The organism is Achromobacter deleyi (assembly GCF_013116765.2).
Taxonomy (GTDB): domain Bacteria; phylum Pseudomonadota; class Gammaproteobacteria; order Burkholderiales; family Burkholderiaceae_B; genus Achromobacter; species Achromobacter deleyi_A.
Genome location: NZ_CP074375.1, coordinates 2,187,323 through 2,208,042, shown reverse-complemented (window position 1 = coordinate 2,208,042; position 20,720 = coordinate 2,187,323). Strand labels below are relative to the sequence as shown.

The 20,720-nt window shown below is 67.2% G+C and carries 23 protein-coding genes; 13 read left to right on the top strand and 10 right to left on the bottom strand.

The window, feature by feature from the left end:
• The first annotated feature begins 34 nt into the window (after positions 1-34).
• The 11 genes from mltG to HLG70_RS09780 all read left to right on the top strand — a co-directional run bounded on the left by mltG (position 35) and on the right by HLG70_RS09780 (position 10,237).
• Entirely contained in the window at positions 35-1,153 is a 1,119-nt protein-coding gene (gene mltG / locus HLG70_RS09830; protein ID WP_171662728.1) for an endolytic transglycosylase MltG, read from the top strand.
• Positions 1,150-1,773: a dTMP kinase gene (tmk, locus tag HLG70_RS09825; RefSeq protein ID WP_171662729.1), complete on the top strand. Its 624-nt coding sequence runs from the start codon at positions 1,150-1,152 to the stop codon at positions 1,771-1,773. Before mltG ends, tmk begins: the two co-directional genes overlap by 4 nt.
• Positions 1,770-2,819: a DNA polymerase III subunit delta' gene (holB, locus tag HLG70_RS09820; protein ID WP_171662730.1), complete on the top strand. Its 1,050-nt coding sequence runs from the start codon at positions 1,770-1,772 to the stop codon at positions 2,817-2,819. Before tmk ends, holB begins: the two co-directional genes overlap by 4 nt.
• A 69-nt stretch (positions 2,820-2,888) precedes the next feature.
• Positions 2,889-3,659: a TatD family hydrolase gene (locus tag HLG70_RS09815; protein WP_171662731.1), complete on the top strand. Its 771-nt coding sequence runs from the start codon at positions 2,889-2,891 to the stop codon at positions 3,657-3,659.
• Positions 3,660-3,697: 38 nt separating this feature from the next.
• A complete protein-coding gene (locus tag HLG70_RS09810) occupies positions 3,698-4,558 on the top strand; it encodes an ankyrin repeat domain-containing protein (RefSeq protein WP_171662732.1) in 861 nt (286 codons plus the stop codon).
• Positions 4,559-4,724: 166 nt separating this feature from the next.
• Positions 4,725-5,465 (top strand): IclR family transcriptional regulator, encoded by a 741-nt coding sequence (locus HLG70_RS09805; protein ID WP_171662733.1) that lies wholly within the window; start codon positions 4,725-4,727, stop codon positions 5,463-5,465.
• Between the two features lie 107 nt (positions 5,466-5,572).
• Positions 5,573-6,316 (top strand): transporter substrate-binding domain-containing protein, encoded by a 744-nt coding sequence (locus HLG70_RS09800; RefSeq protein ID WP_171662734.1) that lies wholly within the window; start codon positions 5,573-5,575, stop codon positions 6,314-6,316.
• Entirely contained in the window at positions 6,313-6,981 is a 669-nt protein-coding gene (locus HLG70_RS09795; protein ID WP_171662735.1) for an amino acid ABC transporter permease, read from the top strand. Before HLG70_RS09800 ends, HLG70_RS09795 begins: the two co-directional genes overlap by 4 nt.
• 8 nt (positions 6,982-6,989) lie before the next feature.
• Complete coding sequence (locus HLG70_RS09790; protein WP_284143639.1) at positions 6,990-7,778, top strand: amino acid ABC transporter ATP-binding protein; 789 nt, start codon at positions 6,990-6,992, stop codon at positions 7,776-7,778.
• Positions 7,775-8,722: a formimidoylglutamase gene (gene hutG / locus HLG70_RS09785; RefSeq protein WP_171662736.1), complete on the top strand. Its 948-nt coding sequence runs from the start codon at positions 7,775-7,777 to the stop codon at positions 8,720-8,722. Before HLG70_RS09790 ends, hutG begins: the two co-directional genes overlap by 4 nt.
• A gap of 225 nt (positions 8,723-8,947) precedes the next feature.
• Complete coding sequence (locus HLG70_RS09780; protein WP_171662737.1) at positions 8,948-10,237, top strand: Glu/Leu/Phe/Val family dehydrogenase; 1,290 nt, start codon at positions 8,948-8,950, stop codon at positions 10,235-10,237.
• Between the two features lie 115 nt (positions 10,238-10,352).
• Here the strand turns inward: HLG70_RS09780 and HLG70_RS09775 are convergent, their stop codons facing one another.
• The 6 genes from HLG70_RS09775 to HLG70_RS09750 all read right to left on the bottom strand — a co-directional run bounded on the left by HLG70_RS09775 (position 10,353) and on the right by HLG70_RS09750 (position 14,511).
• Positions 10,353-11,180, bottom strand: coding sequence for an RsiV family protein (locus tag HLG70_RS09775; protein ID WP_171662738.1), 828 nt, complete (start codon positions 11,178-11,180; stop codon positions 10,353-10,355).
• 32 nt (positions 11,181-11,212) lie between these two features.
• Positions 11,213-11,989 (bottom strand): lipoate--protein ligase family protein, encoded by a 777-nt coding sequence (locus tag HLG70_RS09770; RefSeq protein WP_171662739.1) that lies wholly within the window; start codon positions 11,987-11,989, stop codon positions 11,213-11,215.
• A complete protein-coding gene (locus HLG70_RS09765) occupies positions 11,986-12,261 on the bottom strand; it encodes a lipoate protein ligase C-terminal domain-containing protein (RefSeq protein ID WP_171662740.1) in 276 nt (91 codons plus the stop codon). Before HLG70_RS09765 ends, HLG70_RS09770 begins: the two co-directional genes overlap by 4 nt.
• A 29-nt stretch (positions 12,262-12,290) precedes the next feature.
• Positions 12,291-12,755: a GNAT family N-acetyltransferase gene (locus HLG70_RS09760; protein WP_171662741.1), complete on the bottom strand. Its 465-nt coding sequence runs from the start codon at positions 12,753-12,755 to the stop codon at positions 12,291-12,293.
• Between the two features lie 11 nt (positions 12,756-12,766).
• Positions 12,767-13,468 carry a glutathione binding-like protein gene (locus HLG70_RS09755; protein WP_171662742.1) on the bottom strand — a complete coding sequence of 234 codons (702 nt, stop codon included), beginning with the start codon at positions 13,466-13,468 and terminating at the stop codon, positions 12,767-12,769.
• A 137-nt stretch (positions 13,469-13,605) separates the two neighbouring features.
• Entirely contained in the window at positions 13,606-14,511 is a 906-nt protein-coding gene (locus HLG70_RS09750; protein ID WP_171662743.1) for a DMT family transporter, read from the bottom strand.
• A gap of 123 nt (positions 14,512-14,634) precedes the next feature.
• Between HLG70_RS09750 and HLG70_RS09745 the strand changes: the two genes are divergently transcribed.
• Positions 14,635-15,102, top strand: coding sequence for an Lrp/AsnC family transcriptional regulator (locus tag HLG70_RS09745; protein WP_171662744.1), 468 nt, complete (start codon positions 14,635-14,637; stop codon positions 15,100-15,102).
• Here the strand turns inward: HLG70_RS09745 and HLG70_RS09740 are convergent.
• The 3 genes from HLG70_RS09740 to HLG70_RS09730 all read right to left on the bottom strand — a co-directional run bounded on the left by HLG70_RS09740 (position 15,099) and on the right by HLG70_RS09730 (position 18,457).
• The gene (locus HLG70_RS09740) at positions 15,099-15,590 is read right to left on the bottom strand and encodes a glutathione peroxidase (protein ID WP_171662745.1); all 492 of its coding nucleotides are present in this window, start codon (positions 15,588-15,590) and stop codon (positions 15,099-15,101) included. The genes HLG70_RS09745 and HLG70_RS09740 overlap by 4 nt on opposite strands.
• A gap of 117 nt (positions 15,591-15,707) precedes the next feature.
• The gene (locus HLG70_RS09735; RefSeq protein ID WP_171662746.1) at positions 15,708-16,901 is read right to left on the bottom strand and encodes a DUF1501 domain-containing protein; all 1,194 of its coding nucleotides are present in this window, start codon (positions 16,899-16,901) and stop codon (positions 15,708-15,710) included.
• Between the two features lie 17 nt (positions 16,902-16,918).
• On the bottom strand, positions 16,919-18,457 hold the full coding sequence (locus HLG70_RS09730; protein WP_171662747.1) for a DUF1800 domain-containing protein: 1,539 nt from the start codon (positions 18,455-18,457) through the stop codon (positions 16,919-16,921).
• 206 nt (positions 18,458-18,663) lie between these two features.
• On the opposite strand from HLG70_RS09730, the gene HLG70_RS09725 reads away from it, so the two are divergent.
• Entirely contained in the window at positions 18,664-18,996 is a 333-nt protein-coding gene (locus HLG70_RS09725) for a hypothetical protein (protein ID WP_171662819.1), read from the top strand.
• A 16-nt stretch (positions 18,997-19,012) separates the two neighbouring features.
• Here the strand turns inward: HLG70_RS09725 and HLG70_RS09720 are convergent, their stop codons facing one another.
• Positions 19,013-20,692, bottom strand: coding sequence for a methyl-accepting chemotaxis protein (locus HLG70_RS09720; RefSeq protein WP_171662748.1), 1,680 nt, complete (start codon positions 20,690-20,692; stop codon positions 19,013-19,015).
• Between the last annotated feature and the right edge of the window lie 28 nt (positions 20,693-20,720).

The following is a 20,720-nucleotide window of genomic DNA, read 5'->3' as shown; positions in this document are numbered from 1 at the left end:
CAAGGCCGCGCGATCCATTAAACTTCCAAGACTTATGAAGAAGCGACTCCGATATTACGTCTTATGGTCTTTCCTGCTCATCGTGCTGGCCGCCGCCGCCGCGGTGGGTGCAGCCTGGAGCTGGATGCACCGGCCCATGCAACTGCCGGCCGACAAGATCGACTTTGTGGTGGACCCGGGCAGCAGCCCGCGCACGGTTGCGCGCGCGCTGAATGCGGCGGGGGTACCCGTCTGGGAACCCGGTTTCGTCTGGATGGCGCGCCTGTCCGAGCGCGACAAGCTGATGAAGGCGGGCGGCTATCAGGCGATCAACGGCGATACGCCGTGGCTGCTGCTGGAGCGGCTGGCGCGCGGCGACATGACGCAGCGGCAGATCACCTTCCTGGAGGGCTGGACATTCCGCCAGATCCGCCAGGCGCTGCGCGAGAATCCGGATGTCAAGCAGACGCTGGGCGACATCAGCGACGAGGAGCTGATGGAGCGCCTGGGTTCGGACATCAAGCATCCGGAAGGGCTGTTTTTCCCGGATACCTATGTCTTCACGCCGGGCAGCACCGACTATGACCTGCTGCGCCGCGCCTACCAGGAAGGCCAGCGCATCCTGAACGACACCTGGGCCAAGCGCCAGCCCGACCTGGCCGTGGCCACGCCCTATGAAGCCCTGGTGCTGGCGTCCATCATCGAAAAGGAAACCGGCCATGGTCCCGACCGCCGGCGCGTATCGGGCGTGTTCGCCAACCGCCTGAGAATCGGCATGTTGCTGCAAACGGATCCCACCGTGATCTACGGCATGGGCGACGCCTATCAGGGGCGGATCCGCAAGCGTGACCTGCAGACCGACACCCCCTGGAATACCTATACGCGCCCGGGCCTGCCACCCACGCCGATCGCGGCGGCCGGCCGGGCCGCGCTGCTGGCGGCGGTGCAGCCCGAGCAGCACAAGTTTCTCTTTTTCGTGTCCCGCGGCAACGGCACCAGCGAGTTCTCGATCAATCTGTCCGAGCACAATCGCAACGTTTCCCGCTACATCCTCGGGCGTTCCAGCCCGGCGCCGGCCACCGCGCCGGCCGCGGCCCCGACGCCAACACCCGCTCCGGCCCCCGATCCGGAGCCGGACGCGCAACCAGAACCAGTTCAAGGACAAGATCAATGACCTCACGCGGACGCTTCATTACGCTGGAGGGCGTGGACGGCGCGGGCAAGAGTACGCATACCGTCTGGATCGCTGATTTCCTGCGCGCGCAGGGGCTGGACGTGGTGTCCACCCGCGAACCCGGCGGCACGCCGCTGGGCGAAAAGCTGCGCACGCTGCTGCTGACCGAGCCCATGGGGCTGGACACCGAGACCCTGCTGATGTTTGCCGCCCGCTGCGAGCACGTCCGCCAGGTGATCGAGCCGGCGCTCGAACGCGGCGCCTGGGTGGTTTGCGACCGCTATACCGACGCGACCTACGCCTATCAGGGCGGCGGGCGCGAACTGGGCGCCGAGCGCGTGGCCGTCCTGGAAGACTGGATGCGCGCCGGGCGACCGGACCGCACCTGGTTGTTCGACGTGCCGCTGGACGTGGCCAGGGCGCGCCTGGCCGATGCTCGCGAGCCGGACCGCTTCGAGCGCGAAGGCGCGGCGTTTTTCGAACGCACGCGCGAGGCCTACCACGCCCGCGCCAAGGCCGACCCGGGCCGCATCCGTATCGTCGACTCCACCCGATCCATCGCCCAGGTCCGCGCCGAACTCGAAGCCGGGTTGCGCGAGCTGCTGGCCGCCCAGGCATGAGCGCGCCCCAGTTCCTGCCCTGGCAGATGGACACGGCCCGCGCCTGGCTCGGCAATCGCGACCGCTTCGCGCATGCCTGGCTGGTGCATGGGCTGGCCGGAATCGGCAAGCTGGACTTCGCGATCGCCGCGGCGGCCAGTCTGCTGTGCGAGACGCCCGAAAATGGGCTGGCTTGCGGTCATTGCGCAGCCTGCTCCTGGTTTGCCAGCGGCAATCATCCCGACCTGCGCCGCATCCGCCCCGAGGCCGTGGCCGTGGAAGAGGGCGCCGATGCGGCCGAGCAGCCGGAAGACGCCGAGCCTGCGTCCGGCGCCGCCAAGCGCGCGCCGTCCAAGGAAATCCGCATCGACCAGATCCGCTCGCTGGAGTCGTGGTTCAACACCGCCACGCACCGCGGCGGCTGGCGCGTGGCGTTGCTGTATCCGGCGCATGCGCTGAATGTGGTGTCGTCCAATGCCTTGCTCAAGGTGCTGGAGGAGCCGCCTCCCCACACCGTTTTCCTGCTGGTGGCGGACGCGCCGGACCGCTTGCTGCCGACCCTGGTGTCGCGTTGCCGCCGATTGCCGCTGCCCGCTCCGGATGTGGATACGGCGCTGCAGTGGCTGCGAGACCAGAACGTGGAGCCGGCGCGCGAGTGGCTGGCCGCGGCTGGCGGCGCCCCGCTGGCGGCGTTGCGCCTGGCGCAATCCGGCGAAACGGCTTGTCCGCCATGGCTGGCGCAGCTGGTCGGCCCGCTGGCCAAGGGGCAGGCGCCCGACGTGGGCACGCTGGCTGAATCCCTGGAAAAGGTGGCGGCCGCCGAATGGATCGATGCGCTGCAACGACTCTATACGGACCTGATGCTGGCAAGCGCCGGCGCGCCCGTGCGTTACTTCCCGGCGCTCTCGGCCGGCGTGGCGCAGGTGGCCGCCCGCATGAATACCGCCCGCGTGGCCGAGGCCGCGCGCTGGCTGACGCGCCAGCGCGCGCTGGCCACGCATCCCTTGAACGCCAAGCTGTTCGCCCACGCCACCCTGCAACGCGTGGTGCTATCCTGCCAGGCGTAAGCCCTTGATCCGGCGGCGCTTTGCCCGGTAATGGGGCGGGGCGCCGCGGCACCTTCATCCAGACTCACCATGTACGTCGATTCCCACTGTCATTTGAATTTCCCGGAGCTGGCCGCCGATCTGCCGGCCATTCTTGACCGCATGGCGGCCAATCAGGTCACCCACGCGCTGGTCGTCAGCGTCAACATGCCGGAATGGCCGGGCCTCATGTCGCTGGTCGAGCCTCGGCCCAACCTGTGGGCCTCGGTGGGCGTGCACCCCGACTACGAGGACACGCCGGATCCCGCGCCCGAAGAGCTGGTGCGCCTGTCCGGTCATCCCAAGGTCGTCGCCATCGGCGAGACCGGCCTGGACTACTACCGCCTGTCCGAACCGCTGGATTGGCAGCGCGAGCGTTTTCGCCGCCACATCCAGGCCGCGCGCGACACCGGTCTGCCGCTCATCGTCCACACGCGCTCGTCCGCCGAGGACACGGTGCGTATGCTGCGCGAGGAAAAGGCGGCCGAGGCCGGCGGGGTCATGCACTGTTTTACCGAGACCTGGGAAGTCGCCCAGGCCGCGCTGGACCAGAATTTCTATATCTCGCTGTCGGGTATCGTGACGTTCAAGAACGCCCAGACCGTGCACGAGGTTGCCGCCAAGGTGCCGCTGGACCGCCTGCTGATCGAAACGGATTCTCCGTATCTGGCACCCGTGCCTTACCGTGGGAAGCTCAACGATCCGTCCAAGGTGATCCACGTGGCCGAGAAGATCGCGGAACTGAGGGGCATCTCGGTGGCCGAGGTGGCGCGTGCTTCAACGGATAATTTCTTTAATCTTTTCAAGAAGATAAAGAGATAAGTTAATCTGATTTGTTTGAAATAATCTATAGGATTGCCATGGCCATCAGCGTCGCATCTGCCCATAACGCCTTTCTGTCGTGCTGCCGCGGGGGCCTGCTGGCGCTGGCCATCGGACTGGCCGCGCCGGCGGCCCAGGCCGCCAATCCCGCCGACTGGTGGGTCTACGTCGCCAACGACTATCCCGACGACATCAAGGACCTGCTGGCCCACGGCTCGGATCCCAACGTGCGCTACAAGAACGGCCAGCCGGCCATCATGCGGGCGGTGGTGGACGGGGCCTGGAACGTGTTCGACGTGCTGGCGGCCGACAAGCGCACCGACGTGAATGCCGAGAATCCGGCGGGCGAGACCCCGCTGATGTACCTGGCCATCGCCGGGCAGACTGAGCGCGCCAAGAAGCTGATCGCGCGCGGCGCCAACGTCAACCGCCTGGGCTGGACCCCGCTGCACTACGCGGCGTCCAAGGGGCAGATGGAGATGGCGCGCCTGCTGCTGGCGAACAAGGCGATGGTCAATGCGCCCGCGCCCAATGGCGAGACGCCCCTGATGATGGCGGCGCTGTCGGGCCGCAAGCCCATGGTGGATCTGCTGATCAAGTCGGGGGCGGATGTCACCACCCAGGACACCAAGGGCCAGGACGCGGCCGATTGGGCGGCCACGGGCAAGGCGACGGCGCTGTCGGCGGAGCTGAAGACCCTGATCGCGCAACAGGAGGACGCCAAGCGCAAACGCCGCGCGGCGACGCAGGGAGGCTCGCAAGAGGAGGCCGCGGCCGTGGCGCCAGCGGCGCCCCAGCAGGCGCCGGCCCCGGCGGCCCAGGCCCCGGCGGAGAAATCCGGCGTGGGGGGCGTGTCGGGAGTGGGACTGTCCGATTACGACAAGCCCGCCGCGCCGTAGCCGGCTGGTGGCGGTTTCCCGCCAGCCCAAAACCCGCCGTCGGCGGGTTTTTTTGCGCCCGCGTTTCGGGGTTTTCCCTTGCGATTCTCAGTGCATGGGAAAAAATAAAAGGAATAACACCATAAATTGATAATCTCGCCGACATATTGCTGGGAGATGAATTGTTATGTCGGATACGTCGGTAGGGGCGGGCGCGGATCGCGTCCTGTATGTGCTGGCCACCTTGGCCCGGCACGACGGCCCGCTCAGCATTGCCGCGTTGGCCGAGAAGACCGGCCTGGCTCAAAGCACCCTCTACCGGCAGATCGCGCTGCTCAAGCGCTGGGGATTCGTCGCCGAGCACGAGGGCGAGTACGGGCCTGGGCCGCTCTGTGTGCAACTGGCCTGGGGCTTTGACCAGTCTTCCTTCCTGATCCACGAAGCGCAGCCGGACATGGCGGCGCTGGCCGCGGCGTCCGGCGAAACCATCGGCCTGCTCGTGGCCGTCAAGGACCAGGCCGTCTGCCTGGACATGGTGGAAAGCCAGCATCCGCTGCGCTGTTCGTTTACCAAGGGCCGCGGGCTGCCCCTGGCGCGGGGCGCGTCGGCCAAGTCGTTGCTGGCGTTCATGCCGCTTGCCCGGCTGCAGGCGGCGCTGGCCAACCTGGCCGCCGAGGCTGGCGTGGACGCCGCCCGGCTGGGCGACGAGCTGGACGCCATCCGCGCCCGGGGGTATGCCGTGACCGACAGCGAAGTCGACGCCGGAGTCTGGGGGGTGAGCGTCCCGATCTTCCAGCGCGCGAACCAGGCCGTCGCCTCGATCACGCTGATGGCGCCGTCCACGCGGGCCTTGCAGCGCCCGGATGCGCTGATCGACATGACCGTGGCGGCCGCCCGCCGCATCTCGGAGCGATTGAAGGTCCATTGACGTCCTTGCCGCCGAGCCCTACCGAATTACACGCTGCACCCTTTATCCAGTTCCTAGTCTCAACGATCGCCGTACCCATCGCCGTATCCACATCCACAGGACTCACCATGACCACTCGCCGCACACTGCTGACCGCCGCCCTGACCTTGAGCCTGGCCTGGGCCGCCGGCTCGGCGCATGCCCAGGAAACCATCCGCGCCGTCACCGACGCCACCTTCCCGCCGATGGAGTTTGTCAAAGACGGCAAGCGCACCGGCTTTGACATCGAACTGGTCGAAGCCCTGGCTGGCGCGATGGGCAAGAAAGTCGAATGGATCGACATCGATTTCAAGGGCCTGATCCCCGCCTTGCAGGCCGGCCGCGCCGATATCGCCGTGTCCGCCATCTACATCACGCCCGAGCGCAGCAAGGTCGTGGACTTCACCGACCCCTACTATGCGGGCGGCCTGGTGGTGCTGACCAAGGCGGACAGCCCCATCAAGACGCTGAAGGACCTGGATGGGCGCAAGGTCTCGGTGCAGGTCGGCACGAAGTCGGTCAATTACCTGAAGGACCACTACCCGGCGGTGCAGCGCGTGGAGGTTGAAAAGAACCAGGAAATGTTCAACCTGGTGCAGATCGGCCGCGCCGAAGCCGCCGTGACGGGCAAGCCCGCCGCCAAGCTGTTCGCCCAGAACACCACCGGCCTGGTCGTGCTGAATGACCAGATCACGACCGAGGACTACGGCATCGCCGTGCCCAAGAACAAGCCCGAACTGACGCGCGAGCTGAACGCCGCGCTGCAGAAGCTCAAGGCGGACGGCAGCTACCAGGCCATCGTGAACAAGTGGTTCGAGGCGCCCGCCAAATGAACCTGGAATTCGCTCCCGTCTTCGCCGATTTCGACGCGCTCGTGCGGGGCGCGGTGGTCACCATCGAGGTGACTGCCGGCGCCTTGCTGCTGGCGTGCGTCATGGGCCTCCTGGTCGGCGTGGGCCGGCTCAATCCGCGCCGGCGCGTTGTCTATGGCCTGTGCAGCACGTATCTGCTGCTGTTTCGCGGCACGCCGCTGCTGGTGCAGTTGTTCATCTGGTTCTTCGGCTTGCCCCACTTCGGCGTGACCCTGCCGGCGTTCGCCTGCGGCGTGCTGGGCCTGGGCATGTACTCCGGCGCCTATGTGTCGGAAATCGTGCGCGGCGCCATCCAGTCCGTGGATCGCGGCCAGGCGGAAGCGGCCCGTTCGCTGGGCATGTCCTCGGGGCAGGCCATGCGCATCATCATCCTGCCGCAGGCCGTGGTGCGCATGATCCCGCCGTTGGGCAACGAATTCATCGCGCTGATCAAGAACTCGGCGCTGGTGTCGCTGTTGACCATTCACGATCTGATGCACGAAGGGCAGAAGATCATCAGCGTGTCTTACCGCTCGCTGGAAACGTATCTGGTGGTGGCGCTGATCTATCTGATCCTGACCACGGCCACCATGTTGGTATTGCGGCAGGTGGAGCAACGCCTGCGCGCCGGGGGGATGGTGCAATGAGCGCTGCCATGAATGCTGCGGACAACCCGCAGGAAATGATCCGCATCCGCGGCCTGCACAAGTCCTATGGCGACCACGCCGTCCTGCGCGGCATCGATTTCGATGTGCTGCCCTCGCAGGTGGTGGTCGTGATCGGGCCCAGCGGCTCGGGCAAGAGCACCTTGCTGCGCTGCTGCAATGGCCTGGAGGTGGCGCAAGCCGGCACCGTGGACATCTGCGGCCAGACCTTGCTGGACCACGGCAGGCTGCTGCCGGAGGCGCAGCTGAACCAGCTGCGCACGCAGGTGGGCATGGTGTTCCAGGGCTTCAACCTGTTTCCGCACCTGTCGGTGCTGGACAACGTGACCGTCGGCCCGCGCACGCTGCGCGGCATGGGCCGCGACGAAGCCAACGCCCTGGCCGCGGACCTGCTGAAGAAGGTTGGCCTGTCCGAAAAGATGGCGGCCATGCCGGCCAGCCTGTCGGGCGGACAGAAGCAGCGCGTGGCCATCGCCCGCGCGCTGGCCATGCAGCCCCAGGTCATGCTGTTTGACGAGCCGACCTCGGCGCTGGACCCGGAGCTGGTGGGCGAAGTGCTCCAGGTCATGAAGTTGCTGGCCCGCGAGGGCATGACCATGATGGTGGTGACGCACGAAATGGGCTTTGCCCGCGACGTGGCGGACGTGGTGGCCGTGATGGACGGCGGCGTGATCCTGGAGTCGGGCCCGCCCGAGGTGATCTTCAGCCAGCCCCGCGAAGCCCGCACCCGCGAATTCCTGCAGGCAGTCCTGAGCGTGGGACAGGGGGCGCCGGCATGAGCACAGCGCAACTGGACATGAGCCTCTGGAAGGCGCGCGACGATAGTTCCGAGCAGGGCGACACGCGCCGGCTGGCGCATATCGTCGAGCCGGAGGCCGGGCAGGTAAAGAAGGGCGAGGCCGTGCTGCTGGGCTTTGCCTGCGATGCGGGCGTTGCCCGCAACCAGGGCCGGGTGGGAGCGGCGGAGGGGCCGGCGGGCATCCGCAGGTTCATGGCGGGCCTGCCCGCGCATGGCCTGACGCGCCTGCTGGACGCGGGTGACGTGACTTGCGAAGGCGATCAGCTGGAATACGCCCAGGAACGCCTGGGCCTGCGCGTGGCCGAACTGATGGAGCAGGGCGCGCGCCCGCTGGTGCTGGGCGGCGGCCATGAGATCGCCTGGGGCAGCTTCCAGGGGCTGGCGCGCTGGCTGCAGGCGCGCGGCGACACCGGCCCCGTGCTGGTGCTGAACCTGGATGCGCATTTCGACCTGCGCACCGGGCGTCCCGGCAGTTCGGGCACGCCTTTCGACCAGATCGCCCGTGATTGCGAGGCGCGCGGGCAGGCCCTGCAGTACGCCTGCCTGGGCGTGTCGCGGCTGGCCAATACGCCCGCGCTCTATGCGCGCGCCGCCGAAGTCGGCGCGGTCTGGGTGGAGGACCGCGACATGCAGGAGCGCCATCTGGAGGCGCGGCTGGCCAATGTCGATGCCTTGCTGGCCCGGGCGCGTCACGTGTACCTGACGATCGACCTGGACGTGCTGCCGGCGGCCGTCATGCCGGGCGTCTCCGCGCCCGCGCCCTATGGCGTGCCCTTGGCGGTGATCGAGGAAATCGTCCTGCGGGTCAAGGCCAGCGGCAAGCTGCGCCTGGCCGACATGGCGGAGTACAACCCGCGTTTCGACCTGGACGGTCATGGCGCGCGCGCGGCAGCCCGCCTGGCGTGGCAGCTGGTGTCGGCCTGACGGGCGACGCCGGATGGCGTAGTGCGGGGTGCCCCTTGATCGGTGCCGGCAGGCTGGACGCTTCCAGTTTGGCGGCTTAGGATAGGGGCAGCTTTAGGGCCGGGCCTGCGACCCGTTCGGCATCCACAACAGTAATATGTCCCCATTTAAAATATTTTAACTTTAAATGGGGACGCTATTATTTTCGTGGATAAAATGGCGCAACTTTGTCAGGAGAGCATGCTCATGTCTCAAACTCCCACCCATGCCTTGCCGTCTTATCTGAATGCCGATGACCTCGGCCCCTGGGGTAATTACCTGCAACAAGTCGACCGGGTCACCCCGTACCTGGGCTCCCTGAGCCGGTGGGTCGAGACACTGAAGCGCCCGAAGCGCTCGTTGATCGTTGACGTGCCGATCGAACTGGACAACGGCACCATCGCCCACTTCGAGGGCTACCGCGTGCAGCACAACGTGTCGCGCGGCCCCGGCAAGGGCGGCGTGCGTTTCCACCAGGACGTCACCCTGTCCGAAGTGATGGCGCTGGCAGCCTGGATGTCGGTCAAGAACGCGGCCGTGAACCTGCCGTACGGCGGCGCCAAGGGCGGTGTCCGCGTCGATCCGCGCAAGCTCTCCGCATCCGAACTCGAACGCATGACGCGCCGCTACACCAGCGAAATCGGCGTCATCATCGGACCCTCCAAGGACATTCCCGCGCCTGACGTGAACACCAACGCCCAGACCATGGCCTGGATGATGGACACGTATTCCATGAACGAAGGCGCCACCGCCACGGGCGTGGTCACGGGCAAGCCGATCGCGCTGGGCGGCAGCCTGGGCCGCGTCGAGGCCACGGGCCGGGGCGTGTTCGTCGTGGCTTGCGAAGCCGCGCGCGACCGCAACATCGACGTGGCCGGAGCGCGCGTCGTGGTGCAGGGCTTCGGCAACGTGGGCGGCACGGCAGCCCGCCTGTTCCATGAAGCCGGCGCCAAGGTCATCGCCGCGCAGGACCACACCGGCACCGTGCACAACGCCGCGGGCCTGGACGTGCACAAGCTGTTGTCGCATGTGTCGCAGACCGGCGGCGTGGGCGGCTTCTCGGGGGGCCAGGCGCTCGACAAGAACGAGTTCTGGACGCTGGAGACCGAATTCCTGATCCCGGCGGCCCTGGAAAGCCAGATCACGCTGGACAACGCCGCGAAGGTCCGCGCGAAGATCGTGGTGGAAGGCGCCAACGGCCCGACGACCCCGGAAGCGGACGACATCCTGGCTGAAAACGGCGTCTATGTGGTGCCCGACGTGCTGGCCAACGCCGGCGGCGTGACGGTCAGCTACTTTGAATGGGTGCAGGACTTCTCCAGCTTCTTCTGGAGCGAAGAGGAAATCAACCAGCGCCTGGAACGCCTCATGCGCGAGGCCTATGCGGCCGTGTCGCAAGTGGCGAAGGAGCACAAGGTGACGCTGCGCACCGCCGCGTTCATCGTGGCTTGCACGCGGATCCTGCAGGCGCGCCAGGTGCGCGGCCTGTACCCGTAACGACTGAATCGGCAATGCGCTTCCGGGCGCGTTGCCGAGGAGGCAGAGTGAGACAAAAAAAGGAATCGCCCCGCAAGGGGCGATTCCTATTGGCGGGTGCCGCAAGGCTCGGGCTTCAGGACGCCGGCAGCAGCTCCGGCTTGAGCACGCCCCGCAGATCCTGGTAGGAAATCGCCAGCTCCGGCTCGCCGTGCGAATACGGCGCGATCGAATAGGCGTCGTACTTGACGACGATTCCGTCCCGCGTCAGCGCAAAGTTGTCGCTCTCTTGAAACGGCCACATCTTGTTGTAGGCCGCCGGATCGCGCTTGGCGTCCGGATTGCCGGCCAGCCACTTGGCGTGCGCCCGCTGCAGGGCGGCGACGTAGTCGGCGCGGCGGCCCGGGATCAACGCTTCGTCCAGGCTCATCACGCGGCCGCGGCTGCGCTCCCAGTTCAGGTACTGCGTGGCGGGGATGCCATGCGCCGCGCCGGTCAGGTACTGTTCCGTGTGGAGTTCGATCGACACGATGTCGCCCACCGTGTCCTTCACGCTGGCCTTGAAGTAGGTGGCGTCGCGCGGGCGCGCCGTGGACCAGAAGTACTGCGTGTATTCCGATAAGGTGTCGTAGGGGCCGCGGCGGTTGGCGTCGGTGCCGGTCATGTAGGCCAGCACGTGGTCCACCAGGGCCGTCAGCTTGGGGATGCCCGGAAAGGCCACGCTGTCGATCTCGATGCGCGGGCAGTCGCCTTCACAGCCCGGCTTGCCGGATGCCCACTTGATGCGCTCGGTAGACAGGTCGCCCACTTTTTCCGGCGTGGCGGAGGCCTGGGCGGCCTGGGAAGCCGGCGTGGCCAGGGTGATGTTCGATGGCGGCGTGCTGCCGCAGCCGGCAAGCGCCAGCAGGGCGGCGCCCAGGATCAGACCGCTTATCGCGCCGGGCGGCGTGAATGTGCGACGCATTGCATTTCCTCCAGAAAATCAGGGCGTTCCCGTCAGGGGACGACACCCGTCCATTCGGCGGTGGAGAACTTTTCGTCGGCCTGCGCCTGCGCGCGCGCCAGCGTGTCGCTGCCCACCTGACCGGGAGTCAGACGATGCAGGCCGGCAAAAGTTTCCACCATGCGGTCGATGATGACTTCGCGCGCCAGTCCCGTCTGGGTGCGCAGCGGATCGACGCGCTTCTTGGCGCTGGTGGTGCCCTTGTCGGACAGCTTCTCGCGCCCGATGCGCAAGACCTCGACCATTTTATCGGCGTCGATGTCGTAGGACATGGTCACGTGATGCAGGACGGCGCCGGCGCGGCGGGCCTGGGCGGCGCCGCCGATCTTGCCGATATCCGAGGCGATGTCGTTTAGCGGCTGATACCAGGCCTTGATGCCCAGGCCCTGCAGCGCGGTCAGCACCCAGGCGTCCAGGAATGCATAGGACTCCTGGAAACTCATGCCGTGGACCAGCGCCTGCGGGGCGCTCAGCGAATAGGTGATGGAGTTGCCGGGTTCGATGAACATCGCGCCGCCGCCGCTGACGCGGCGCACGACCTCGATGCCGTGGCGCCTGGCGCCCTCGGGGTCGACTTCGTTCTTCAGGGATTGGAAACGGCCGATCACGACGGCGGGCGCGGCCCATTCCCAGATGCGCAGGGTGGGCGGGCGCTGGCCGGCGCCGACTTCGTCCGTGATGACGGCGTCCAGCGCCATGTGCAGCGCGGGCGCTTGCGGCCCCTCATGGATCAGTTGCCAGTCGTAGTCGTTCCAGTCGGTGCGCGTCATGCAAGCGCCCTCCGCAACACCACGGCGACGGCCTCGGCGGAAAAGCCGAACATTTCCGCGCCGGGCGGCAGGGCGGACTGCACGGCGACCGCCAGTTCCAGTTCGGCCGAGTCGGCCGGCATGCCGTTCAGCCCGCGGTTGATGGCCTCCAGGGCTTCGGGCGGCTCAAGAAAGAAGTCACCGCTGATGCGCACATCGGCCAGGCGGCCGTCGCGCACTTCCAGATCCGCGACTACCAGTTTGCCGCCGGGGACTTTGTATTCGCCATGCATGGGCGCTCCTTGCAGAATCAATTCGGAAATTACAGGCTGAGCTTCATGCCGTCGTGGCTGGCGACAAAGCCCAGGCTTTCATAGAACCGGCGCGCGTCGGGACGGGCGCGATCGGTGGTCAGCTGGACCAGCCCGCATCCCTGGATACGGCACTGGTCTATCGCCCACTCGAACATGGCGCGGCCCAGGCCGGCGCCACGGAACGACGAAGCGATGCGCACGCTTTCGATCTGCCCCCGCCACTGGCCCAGCCGCGACAAGCCGGGTATGAACGATAACTGCAAACAGCCGACCACATGTGAATCCTGCTCAACCACGGCCAGGAATTGATTGGGATCCTGCTGGATGGCGGTGAATGCGGCGCCATAGCGCGGGTTCAGCGGTACGGAGGCGTCCTCGCGGGTGGCCCCCAGCGCATCGTCGGCAAGCATCGCGACGATTTCCGGCAGGTCCGCGATCCGCGCGCGGCGAAAGACCAGTTGTGGTTGGGTCATGGCGCCTCCGTTCAGCGGGCGACGCTCTGGGCGGTCTGGCCGAACAGGATGCGGCGCGATTCCTCATCGCTGACTGACGGCGCCGTGTTGATCGTATCGGCCAGCGCATAGGCGCGCTGCGTGGCGGGACGCGCGGCGATGGCTTCGAACCAGCGCTTGAGGTGCGGGAAGTCGTTCAGGTCCTGCCCCTGCTTGGCATGCGGCACGATCCAGGGATACGCCGCCATGTCGGCGATGGAATAGTCGCCCGCGACAAATTCGCGGTCCGCCAGGCGCTTGTTCAGCACGCCGTACAGGCGGTTGGTTTCCTTGACGTAACGGTCGATGGCGTAGTGGATGCGTTCCTGCGCGTAGCCCGAGAAGTGGTGGTTCTGGCCCGCCATGGGGCCCAGGCCGCCCATCTGCCAGAAAAGCCATTGCGACACCTCGGCGCGGCCGCGCACGTCGGCGGGCAGGAAACGGCCGGTTTTTTCGGCCAGGTAGAGCAGGATCGCGCCCGACTCGAACAGCGGTATCGGCGCGCCGCCGTCGGCGGGCGCCTGGTCCACGATGGCCGGGATGCGGTTGTTCGGTGCAATGGCCAGGAATTCGGGTTTGAACTGGTCGCCGCGGCCGATGTTCACCGGATGGATCTTGTAGGGCAGGCCGGCTTCTTCGAGGAACAGCGTGATCTTGTGACCGTTGGGGGTGGTCCAGTAATAGAGATCGATCATGAGGGTGTCCTGGTCATCATGGCGCCGCCGGCGGGAGCCGGCGGATGAGAAGGCCATGATAGCGGGGCATTATTGACTGGCGCCCGAATAACCGGGGGACGGGTGCGGGTTTCCCCGCTCCGGCATGGGCCGCGCCGTCAGATGGCGCCCGGCCGCGGGCTGCCCGGCAGGCGCCAGGTCCAGTTCAGGCTGACCGCCGCGGCGGCCAGGAAGATGAGCGCCACCCCCGCGATCTGCGTGGCGTCCATGCGGTGCCCGTAGACCACGAAGTCCAGCAGGATGGCGACCGCGGGATAGATGAAGCTGAGCGCGGCGGTCGACGTGGTGGGCAGCTTCTGGATGGCCGAGTACATCAGGATGTACATCAGGCAAGTGTGGATCAGGCCCAGCGCGACCAGGTAGCCCCATTGCATGGGCTGGGCCGGCAGGGCATTGAAATCGGCCATGGGCAGCAGCATGACGGCGCCCAGCGTCACCTGCACCAGCGCCAGCACCTGGGGCGCAATGCCCTTCAGGCGCTTGACGATGACGGCGGTGATGCCATAGAGCGCGGCCGCGCCCAGGCCCAGCATCAGGCCCGACAGATAGGCGCTGCCACCCGCGGCGCCGGTGTCTCCCAGGCGCAGCACCAGCAGCAGTCCGGCAAAGGCCACGACCGACCAGGCCAGCTTGCCGCGCGACGGGCGTTCGCCCAGGAACAGCACGCCCAGGCCGATCAGGAAGAAGGGCTGCACGTTATAGACGGCGGTGGCCAGCGAAATCGAAGCCAGGCGGTAGGCCGAGAACAGCAGGACCCAGTTCAGCACCAGGGCCGCGCCGGCACCCAGCGCCAGGGCCAGCGTCCTGGCGGTGAACAGGCCGGGCTTGAGCAAGCCCCGCGCCCAGCAGTACACAAAGAGCGACAAGGCGCCGAAGACGCAGCGGAAGAAGACGACATTCCAGGCGCTCTGGCCGGATTCCAGCACGAACACGCCCAGCGTGCCGGAGAGGGTCATGGCCGCCGCCATCTGGGCCAGGCCGACGCGTTCAGTCGAGGGGGTCATGATGATTCTCCGGGGGCCATTCGGCCACGATGTTCGATGGACAAATTATCCCAGGCGGTTCAAGCTGCTTATATGATGTTGTCGTGGCACTTTCAGTATCCAACCTTCCTTTGGGTGGAATTTATGCAAAACGACCTAAAGATTGAAAGCCCGGTCCTGGACGGTATCGATCGCCGTCTCGTGGAGACGCTTTCGGCCAATGCCCGCACCACCACGGCCGACCTGGCCCGGCAGGTCGGCATGTCCGCGCCCAGCGTGGCGGACCGCCTGCGGCGGCTGGAAGATTCCGGGGTGATCCGCGCCTACACGCTGGATGTGGACCCGGTGGCCTTGGGCTACTCGCTGGAAGCCATCGTGCGTATCCGCCCCTTGCCCGGGCAGTTGCGCCACGTCGAGGGACTGATCCAGGAAATACCGGAATTCGTGGAGTGCGACAAGGTGACGGGCGATGACTGCTTCATCGCCCGCATGGTGCTCAGGTCGATTTCGCACCTGGACGGCATCCTGGAGCGCGTGACGGAATACGCCGAGACGAACACGTCCATCGTCAAGGCGCACACGGTGCGCCGCCGGCTGCCGCCCCTGCGCTAGACCGGGGCCGACAAAGCCTGGGTGATGTCGTCCCGGATGCTTGCGGGCGTGTCGGTGGGCGCGTAGCGCTTGATGACCTGGCCATCGCGGCCCACCAGGAACTTGGTGAAGTTCCACTTGATGCCTTCGGTGCCGAACACGCCGGGTTTTTCGCCCTTGAGCCACTGGTACAGCGGATGGGCGTCGGCGCCGTTGACGTTGATCTTGGCGTACATCGGGAAGGTGATGTCGTACTGCGTGCTGCAGAACTCCTGGATCTGGGCTTCATCGCCGGGTTCCTGGTGGCCGAACTGGTCGCAGGGAAAGCCCAGCACCGTCAGCCCGTCGCCATGGAACGTCCGATAGAGTTCTTCCAGGCCCGCGTATTGCGGCGTGAAGCCGCATTTGGAGGCCACGTTCACCACCAGCAGCACGCGGCCGCGATAGGCGTCTAGAGACTGTTCCGCGCCGTCGATGCCGCGGGCGGAGAAATCATGGATGGTGCTCATGCGGGCTCCTCTGGTCAGGCGTCTGAACGCGGGGGCGTCAGCGCGCGGGTTAGACCTGCGAGTGTAGCGCCGGCAGGCCTGGGATCCGTTCACACCAAAGGGAGCCTCGCACCGGCCCTAGACCAGCTTCAAGTCCAGCGGCGTCACGCCGGGAAACACCTGGGCCAGCCGCGCCTGGTCCAGCCCATACAGGCGCGAGAACAGGCCGGCAAAGACAGCGCGGTATTCGTTGAGCACCGGGTAGTCGCGGTCCTGGAACAAGGTGTCCTGCCTGACCGCGGTTTGCCGCCCGGCGATGCGTCCGCCTCGGACATTTCCGCCCATCACCCAGTAGACCGTGCCGTGTCCGTGGTCCGTGCCCTTGTTGCCGTTCTCGCGGAAGGTGCGGCCGAACTCGCTGATCACCACCACGGTGGTCTGCTTCCAGGCCGGACCCATTTCGTCGGCGTAGGCGGCCAGGGCGCGTCCGAGCTGGCCCAGCCGGTTCGACAGCAGGCCCTTGGCGCCGCCTTGCCCCACGTGCGTGTCCCAGCCGCCCACGTCGACAAAGCCCAGGTTGTAGCGGTCGCTCATGAAGCGGGCGATGCGCCGCGCTTCCTGCTCCAGCTTGTCCGCTGACACGGCGTTGCCGCTGGCGGCCTTCATCTCGGCTTCAATGTCCTGCCGCGTCGCGCCCATGATGCGCTGACCTTCGGCGACCGAGGCGTTGAGCTCGGTGCCGTGGTACATGGATGCGATGACGCGGTTGTTGTCCTCGTCCAGGCGGGATTTGCGGCTGGCGCCGCCCAGGTCGATGTTGGGCACGCGCGTTTGGCCGCGGAAGATCTGCGGCACTTCGGAGGTGAAGGCGGCCGACTGCGCGCCGGTCAGCGCGGTGGACAGGCGGTTGAGAAAGCCGGAGCGGTAGTCGCCGCCGTCCTTGCCTGCGCCCTGGCCGAGTTCGATGCGGTTCTGCGTGGCAAAGTGGCTGCGGCTGGCGTCGTCGGTGCCGGCGAACGGTACGAAGGCCAGTTCCCTACGCTGATAAAAGGGCAGCAGGCTGTGCGCGAGGGCCGGGTGCAGGGCCCAGCCGTCGGCGAGCGGCAGCGCGGCGCCGGCGCCATCGCCCGGCCGGGCGATGGCGATGTTGGGCCGCGATTCGTAATAGAAGTCGCTGCTGGCGGGCACCAGCAGGCTGGCGGCGTCATAGGCCCCGCGCATGAACACGACCAGCAGGCGGTTGGAAGAGGCGGCAGGCGCCGCGTAGAGGCGGCTTGCGCCGAACGCGAGGGGGGCGCTGGCCATCAGTTGAAGCAGGCGGCGGCGGTGCATGGTGTTTTCTCCGTCGGCTAGCGCCGCATGAATTCAGGCGAGGCCAGCAGATAGGTGTTGGCGTCCTTGGGCGACCTGGCTTGTTCCATGGCTTGCCGCGTCGCGCTCGACAGGCCCGCGAACAGGCCGCTGTCCGCGTTGGCCTTGTACAGGTCCGGCAGCGCGGGCAGGTCCACCGGCCCCTTGTCATCGCCTGCGCGGTAGAAGCCCTGGGGCGCGGCGGCGATGCCGCGGGCCGTCTCGAAGCGCGCCGTCATCTGGCCGGACCCCGCCCAGTCCGACTGGGCCTGGGGGTAGCCATCGGGCGTCAGGCGCTGGTTCAGCGGCTGCCCCAGCTGCTTGAGCATGTTCATGCCGGGCTGGGTGTTGACGATGGTCGGCAGGCCGGCGTAGGCCAGCCGCAGCGAGGAATAGACATAGTGGACCGGGTCCTTGAACACGCCGGTCTTGAGCGACTGGGCGAACTCCGGCGAGGCATACAGCGTCTGCAGCGTGGCCGCGATGTCGCCGTCCTTCTCCAGGAACGTCTTTGCCATGCGCTCGACCAGCGCGGGGGCCGGCGCGTCGCCGACAAAGTACGCGGCGAGCTTGGCGCTGACGAAGCGCGCGGTGGCAGGGTGGCGGGCCAGCAGGTCCACGGCCGCGTCCACTTCGGCCAGGCCCGCTCCTTTGATGCTGCGGCCCAGGAAGACCTTGTCGCCGTAGTCGTGCCGCGCGGGGTTGAACAGGAACAGCCCGTCCTGCACCAGCTGGCCGCGCAGTTCGGGTTTGACGTTCGGAAGCTGGTCCTTGTTGTGGATGCCCAGCCCGGTCAGGATGCGCGCCAGTTCCTGGACGTCCTTCTGCGTGTAGCCGCCCTTGACCCCCAGGGTATGCAGCTCCATCAGCTCGCGCGCGTAGTTCTCATTGATGCGGCCGGCGGCATTCTGCGTATTGTCCAGGTAGACCAGCATGGCAGGCGACCGCAGCGTGGCCGCCAGCAGGTCGCGGAACTTGCCCAGCGCGTGCGGCCGGATGGCCTGGTCTTCGTACTGGTCGATGTAGGTGCCGATGTCGTTCTTGGCGGCATAGACATTGAAGTGGTTCATCCAGAACCACGTCATCTGTTCCTGCAGCTGGTTGGGGGAATACAGCGCCCGCCAGAACGCCCGGCTGGCGGTGTCGTCGGCGCGCTGGCGGGAGATCAGCCGCGCCTCGCGCTGCACCTTCTGGCGAGCGGCGGGGGCGTCGCCCTTTGCCTGTTCGCGCATGCCGCGCTGCTCCGCCAGGGCGTCCTGGGCGCTCTGGCGCGAGATCGACAGCGCGTCGATGCGCGCCTGCACATCGCCGGGCAGCCTGGCCTTCGGGTCGGGATGCAGCTGCGCCTGCAGATAGCGCTCGGCGCCCAGTTCCCGCATGCGGCTGAGTTCGGCGGGCGTGGCGCCCCACGTGACGCGGTTCACCATGGCGGCGTCGCGGGCGCGGGCGGCGTCGTCCTGCTGGGCGTGGACGGTGGCGGCCAGCGGCAGCAAGAGCAGCGCCGCCAGACGGTGGAGGAACAGGCGCGGGTACGGCATGAGGCGTGCACCTTCAGGGTTGGTGAAGCGTGTGACAGGATAATCGCGCAGGCATTCCCGATCGGGCGCGCCTTGCAACGCAAGGAAACGGATCGTTTTAGAACTGCGCCTGGCCCCAGTGGGCGCGGGGGCTTTCCGGCCCCCGCAGCGCGCCCGTCCTATCATGCGTTATTGCCGATTGCGCCAGAGGCGAAAGGAGTCCGATGATGGAAGGAATGATCGAGCGCCTGGAGGCGATGCTGGCCAAGGGCACTGACAACATGCTGTTGCGATTTTCGCTGGGCAAGGCCTACGCCGAACAGGCGTGCTTTCGCGAGGCCGAAACGCATCTGCGCGCCGCGCTGGCCTTCGACCCCACGTATTCCGTGGCGTGGAAATGGCTGGGCAAGGCCTTGCTGGGGCTGGGCGACAAGGCCGGCGCGCGCGCTGCCTGGGAGTCGGGATTGGAGGCCGCCCATGCCCGCGGCGACCAGCAGGTGGTGAAGGAGCTGCAGGTGTTCATCAAGCGCCTGGACAAGGACGCCGCGGCCAGCGCCTGAGCGCCCGCGCGCACGGCTACGCGGCCTGATTGCCCAGCAAGGGGCGCGCAGGCCGCGCCGCCGGAAGCAGGGCGACGGGCGCAGGCACAGGCGCCGCCGCCTGGCCGCCGGCGATGCGGAATACCTCGATGGCGTGGCGCAGTTGCGCGCCGCGCGTGCGCAGATTGTCCACGGCCACGGTGGCTTCCTCGACGCGCGCGGCATTGCGCTGGGCGGCGTTGTCCGTTTCCGAGATGGTGCGGGTCACGTTGTCAATGCCGGCGTGCTGTTCGGTCGAGGTCGCGGCGATCTCGCTCATGATCCGCGTCACTTGCCGCACCGATTCCTGGATGTCCCGCATGCTTTCGCCGGCGCGCTCCACATGCCGCACGCCGTCGCTGACGCGCTCGTTGGACGCTTCGATCAAGGCCTTGATCTCGCGGGCGGCGATGGCGCTCTTCTGCGCGAGGCTGCGCACTTCGCTGGCGACCACCGCGAAGCCTTTGCCGGCCTCGCCGGCGCGGGCGGCTTCCACCGCCGCGTTCAGCGCCAGGATGTTGGTCTGGAAGGCGATGCCGTCAATGAGGCCGACGACTTCGGAAATCCGGGATGAGCTTTGCACGATGCCTTGCATGGCCTGCGCGGCATCGTTCACGACGCCGCCACCGCGCGTGGCGGCGGTGGAAGCCTGGCCTGCCAGGGTGTCGGCGCCATGCGCATTGGCCGCGTTCTGCTTCACGGTGGCGGCCAGCTGCTCCATGCTGGCCGCGGCCTCTTCCAGCGACGCGGCCTGGCGTTCCGTGTGAGCCGACAGGTCGGCGTTGCCGTCGGCGATCCTGGCGGCGGAAAGCAAGGCGCTTTCAATGCCGTCATGGACGTCGCGCGTGATGCTGACCAGGCTTTTGCGCATGACCTCGAGCGAAAACTTCAGCGCGCCGAGTTCGTCGCGCAGATTGCCCGACGCCAATGGGGTGCTGAGGTTGCCGGCGGCGATCTGCCGCGTGAAGTCGGTTGCCGTGACCAGCAGCCCCGTAATGGAACGGGCAAAGCCCCACCCCGACGCGAAGATCAGGATCACGCCGCCCGCGAGCACGCCAGCAGCGATGGCAAGCTCTTCCGTGCTCATGCGCTCGTACATGCCGTAGAGCGCGACGCCTGCCGCGCCCAGGAACAGCGAGGACGCCAGCACGGCCCAAGCCAGCATGCGCGAGCGCACGCCGGTTAGACGCCAGATCCGCAGGCGCGCCAGCACGCCGCGCAAGCCGGTGGGCCTGGCCTGTCCGCGGCTGAGCCGGATGCCGCGGGCGGTGCCGTCGCGCAGCCGCGCATAGACGTCCTGCGCGGACTCGATCTGCGCGCGGGTCGGTTTGACACGCACCGAGGCATAACAGACGGTCTCGCCCCGTTCCATGATGGGCGTGACATTGGCCAGCACCCAATAGAAGCTGCCGTCCTTGCGGCGGTTCTTGACCACGCCCGTCCAGGACTCGCCGCGCTGTATGGTGTGCCACAGGTCTTCGAACGCGGCTTCGGGCATGTCGGGATGGCGGACGATGTTGTGGGCCGCGCCCACCAGTTCCTCGCGGGAAAACCCGCTGACTTCGACGAAGGCCGGATTGGCGTAGATGATGCGGCCGCGCGCGTCGGTGCGGGAAATCAGGTATTGCTCGTCGCGCAGCGTGTATTCCTGCTCGTATACCGGCTGATTGTTGCGCATGCGTCTTTCGTCCTGTGATGGGCGTGGT

What these genes read in the sequence shown, in the direction of transcription:
- mltG (WP_171662728.1), top strand. Translation starts at nt 35, where the DNA reads ATGAAGAAGCGACTCCGATATTACGTCTTATGGTCTTTCCTGCTCATC.
- tmk (WP_171662729.1), top strand. Translation starts at nt 1,150, where the DNA reads ATGACCTCACGCGGACGCTTCATTACGCTGGAGGGCGTGGACGGCGCG.
- holB (WP_171662730.1), top strand. Translation starts at nt 1,770, where the DNA reads ATGAGCGCGCCCCAGTTCCTGCCCTGGCAGATGGACACGGCCCGCGCC.
- HLG70_RS09815 (WP_171662731.1), top strand. Translation starts at nt 2,889, where the DNA reads ATGTACGTCGATTCCCACTGTCATTTGAATTTCCCGGAGCTGGCCGCC.
- HLG70_RS09810 (WP_171662732.1), top strand. Translation starts at nt 3,698, where the DNA reads ATGGCCATCAGCGTCGCATCTGCCCATAACGCCTTTCTGTCGTGCTGC.
- HLG70_RS09805 (WP_171662733.1), top strand. Translation starts at nt 4,725, where the DNA reads ATGTCGGATACGTCGGTAGGGGCGGGCGCGGATCGCGTCCTGTATGTG.
- HLG70_RS09800 (WP_171662734.1), top strand. Translation starts at nt 5,573, where the DNA reads ATGACCACTCGCCGCACACTGCTGACCGCCGCCCTGACCTTGAGCCTG.
- HLG70_RS09795 (WP_171662735.1), top strand. Translation starts at nt 6,313, where the DNA reads ATGAACCTGGAATTCGCTCCCGTCTTCGCCGATTTCGACGCGCTCGTG.
- HLG70_RS09790 (WP_284143639.1), top strand. Translation starts at nt 6,990, where the DNA reads ATGAATGCTGCGGACAACCCGCAGGAAATGATCCGCATCCGCGGCCTG.
- hutG (WP_171662736.1), top strand. Translation starts at nt 7,775, where the DNA reads ATGAGCACAGCGCAACTGGACATGAGCCTCTGGAAGGCGCGCGACGAT.
- HLG70_RS09780 (WP_171662737.1), top strand. Translation starts at nt 8,948, where the DNA reads ATGTCTCAAACTCCCACCCATGCCTTGCCGTCTTATCTGAATGCCGAT.
- HLG70_RS09775 (WP_171662738.1), bottom strand. Translation starts at nt 11,180, where the DNA reads ATGCGTCGCACATTCACGCCGCCCGGCGCGATAAGCGGTCTGATCCTG.
- HLG70_RS09770 (WP_171662739.1), bottom strand. Translation starts at nt 11,989, where the DNA reads ATGACGCGCACCGACTGGAACGACTACGACTGGCAACTGATCCATGAG.
- HLG70_RS09765 (WP_171662740.1), bottom strand. Translation starts at nt 12,261, where the DNA reads ATGCATGGCGAATACAAAGTCCCCGGCGGCAAACTGGTAGTCGCGGAT.
- HLG70_RS09760 (WP_171662741.1), bottom strand. Translation starts at nt 12,755, where the DNA reads ATGACCCAACCACAACTGGTCTTTCGCCGCGCGCGGATCGCGGACCTG.
- HLG70_RS09755 (WP_171662742.1), bottom strand. Translation starts at nt 13,468, where the DNA reads ATGATCGATCTCTATTACTGGACCACCCCCAACGGTCACAAGATCACG.
- HLG70_RS09750 (WP_171662743.1), bottom strand. Translation starts at nt 14,511, where the DNA reads ATGACCCCCTCGACTGAACGCGTCGGCCTGGCCCAGATGGCGGCGGCC.
- HLG70_RS09745 (WP_171662744.1), top strand. Translation starts at nt 14,635, where the DNA reads ATGCAAAACGACCTAAAGATTGAAAGCCCGGTCCTGGACGGTATCGAT.
- HLG70_RS09740 (WP_171662745.1), bottom strand. Translation starts at nt 15,590, where the DNA reads ATGAGCACCATCCATGATTTCTCCGCCCGCGGCATCGACGGCGCGGAA.
- HLG70_RS09735 (WP_171662746.1), bottom strand. Translation starts at nt 16,901, where the DNA reads ATGCACCGCCGCCGCCTGCTTCAACTGATGGCCAGCGCCCCCCTCGCG.
- HLG70_RS09730 (WP_171662747.1), bottom strand. Translation starts at nt 18,457, where the DNA reads ATGCCGTACCCGCGCCTGTTCCTCCACCGTCTGGCGGCGCTGCTCTTG.
- HLG70_RS09725 (WP_171662819.1), top strand. Translation starts at nt 18,664, where the DNA reads ATGGAAGGAATGATCGAGCGCCTGGAGGCGATGCTGGCCAAGGGCACT.
- HLG70_RS09720 (WP_171662748.1), bottom strand. Translation starts at nt 20,692, where the DNA reads ATGCGCAACAATCAGCCGGTATACGAGCAGGAATACACGCTGCGCGAC.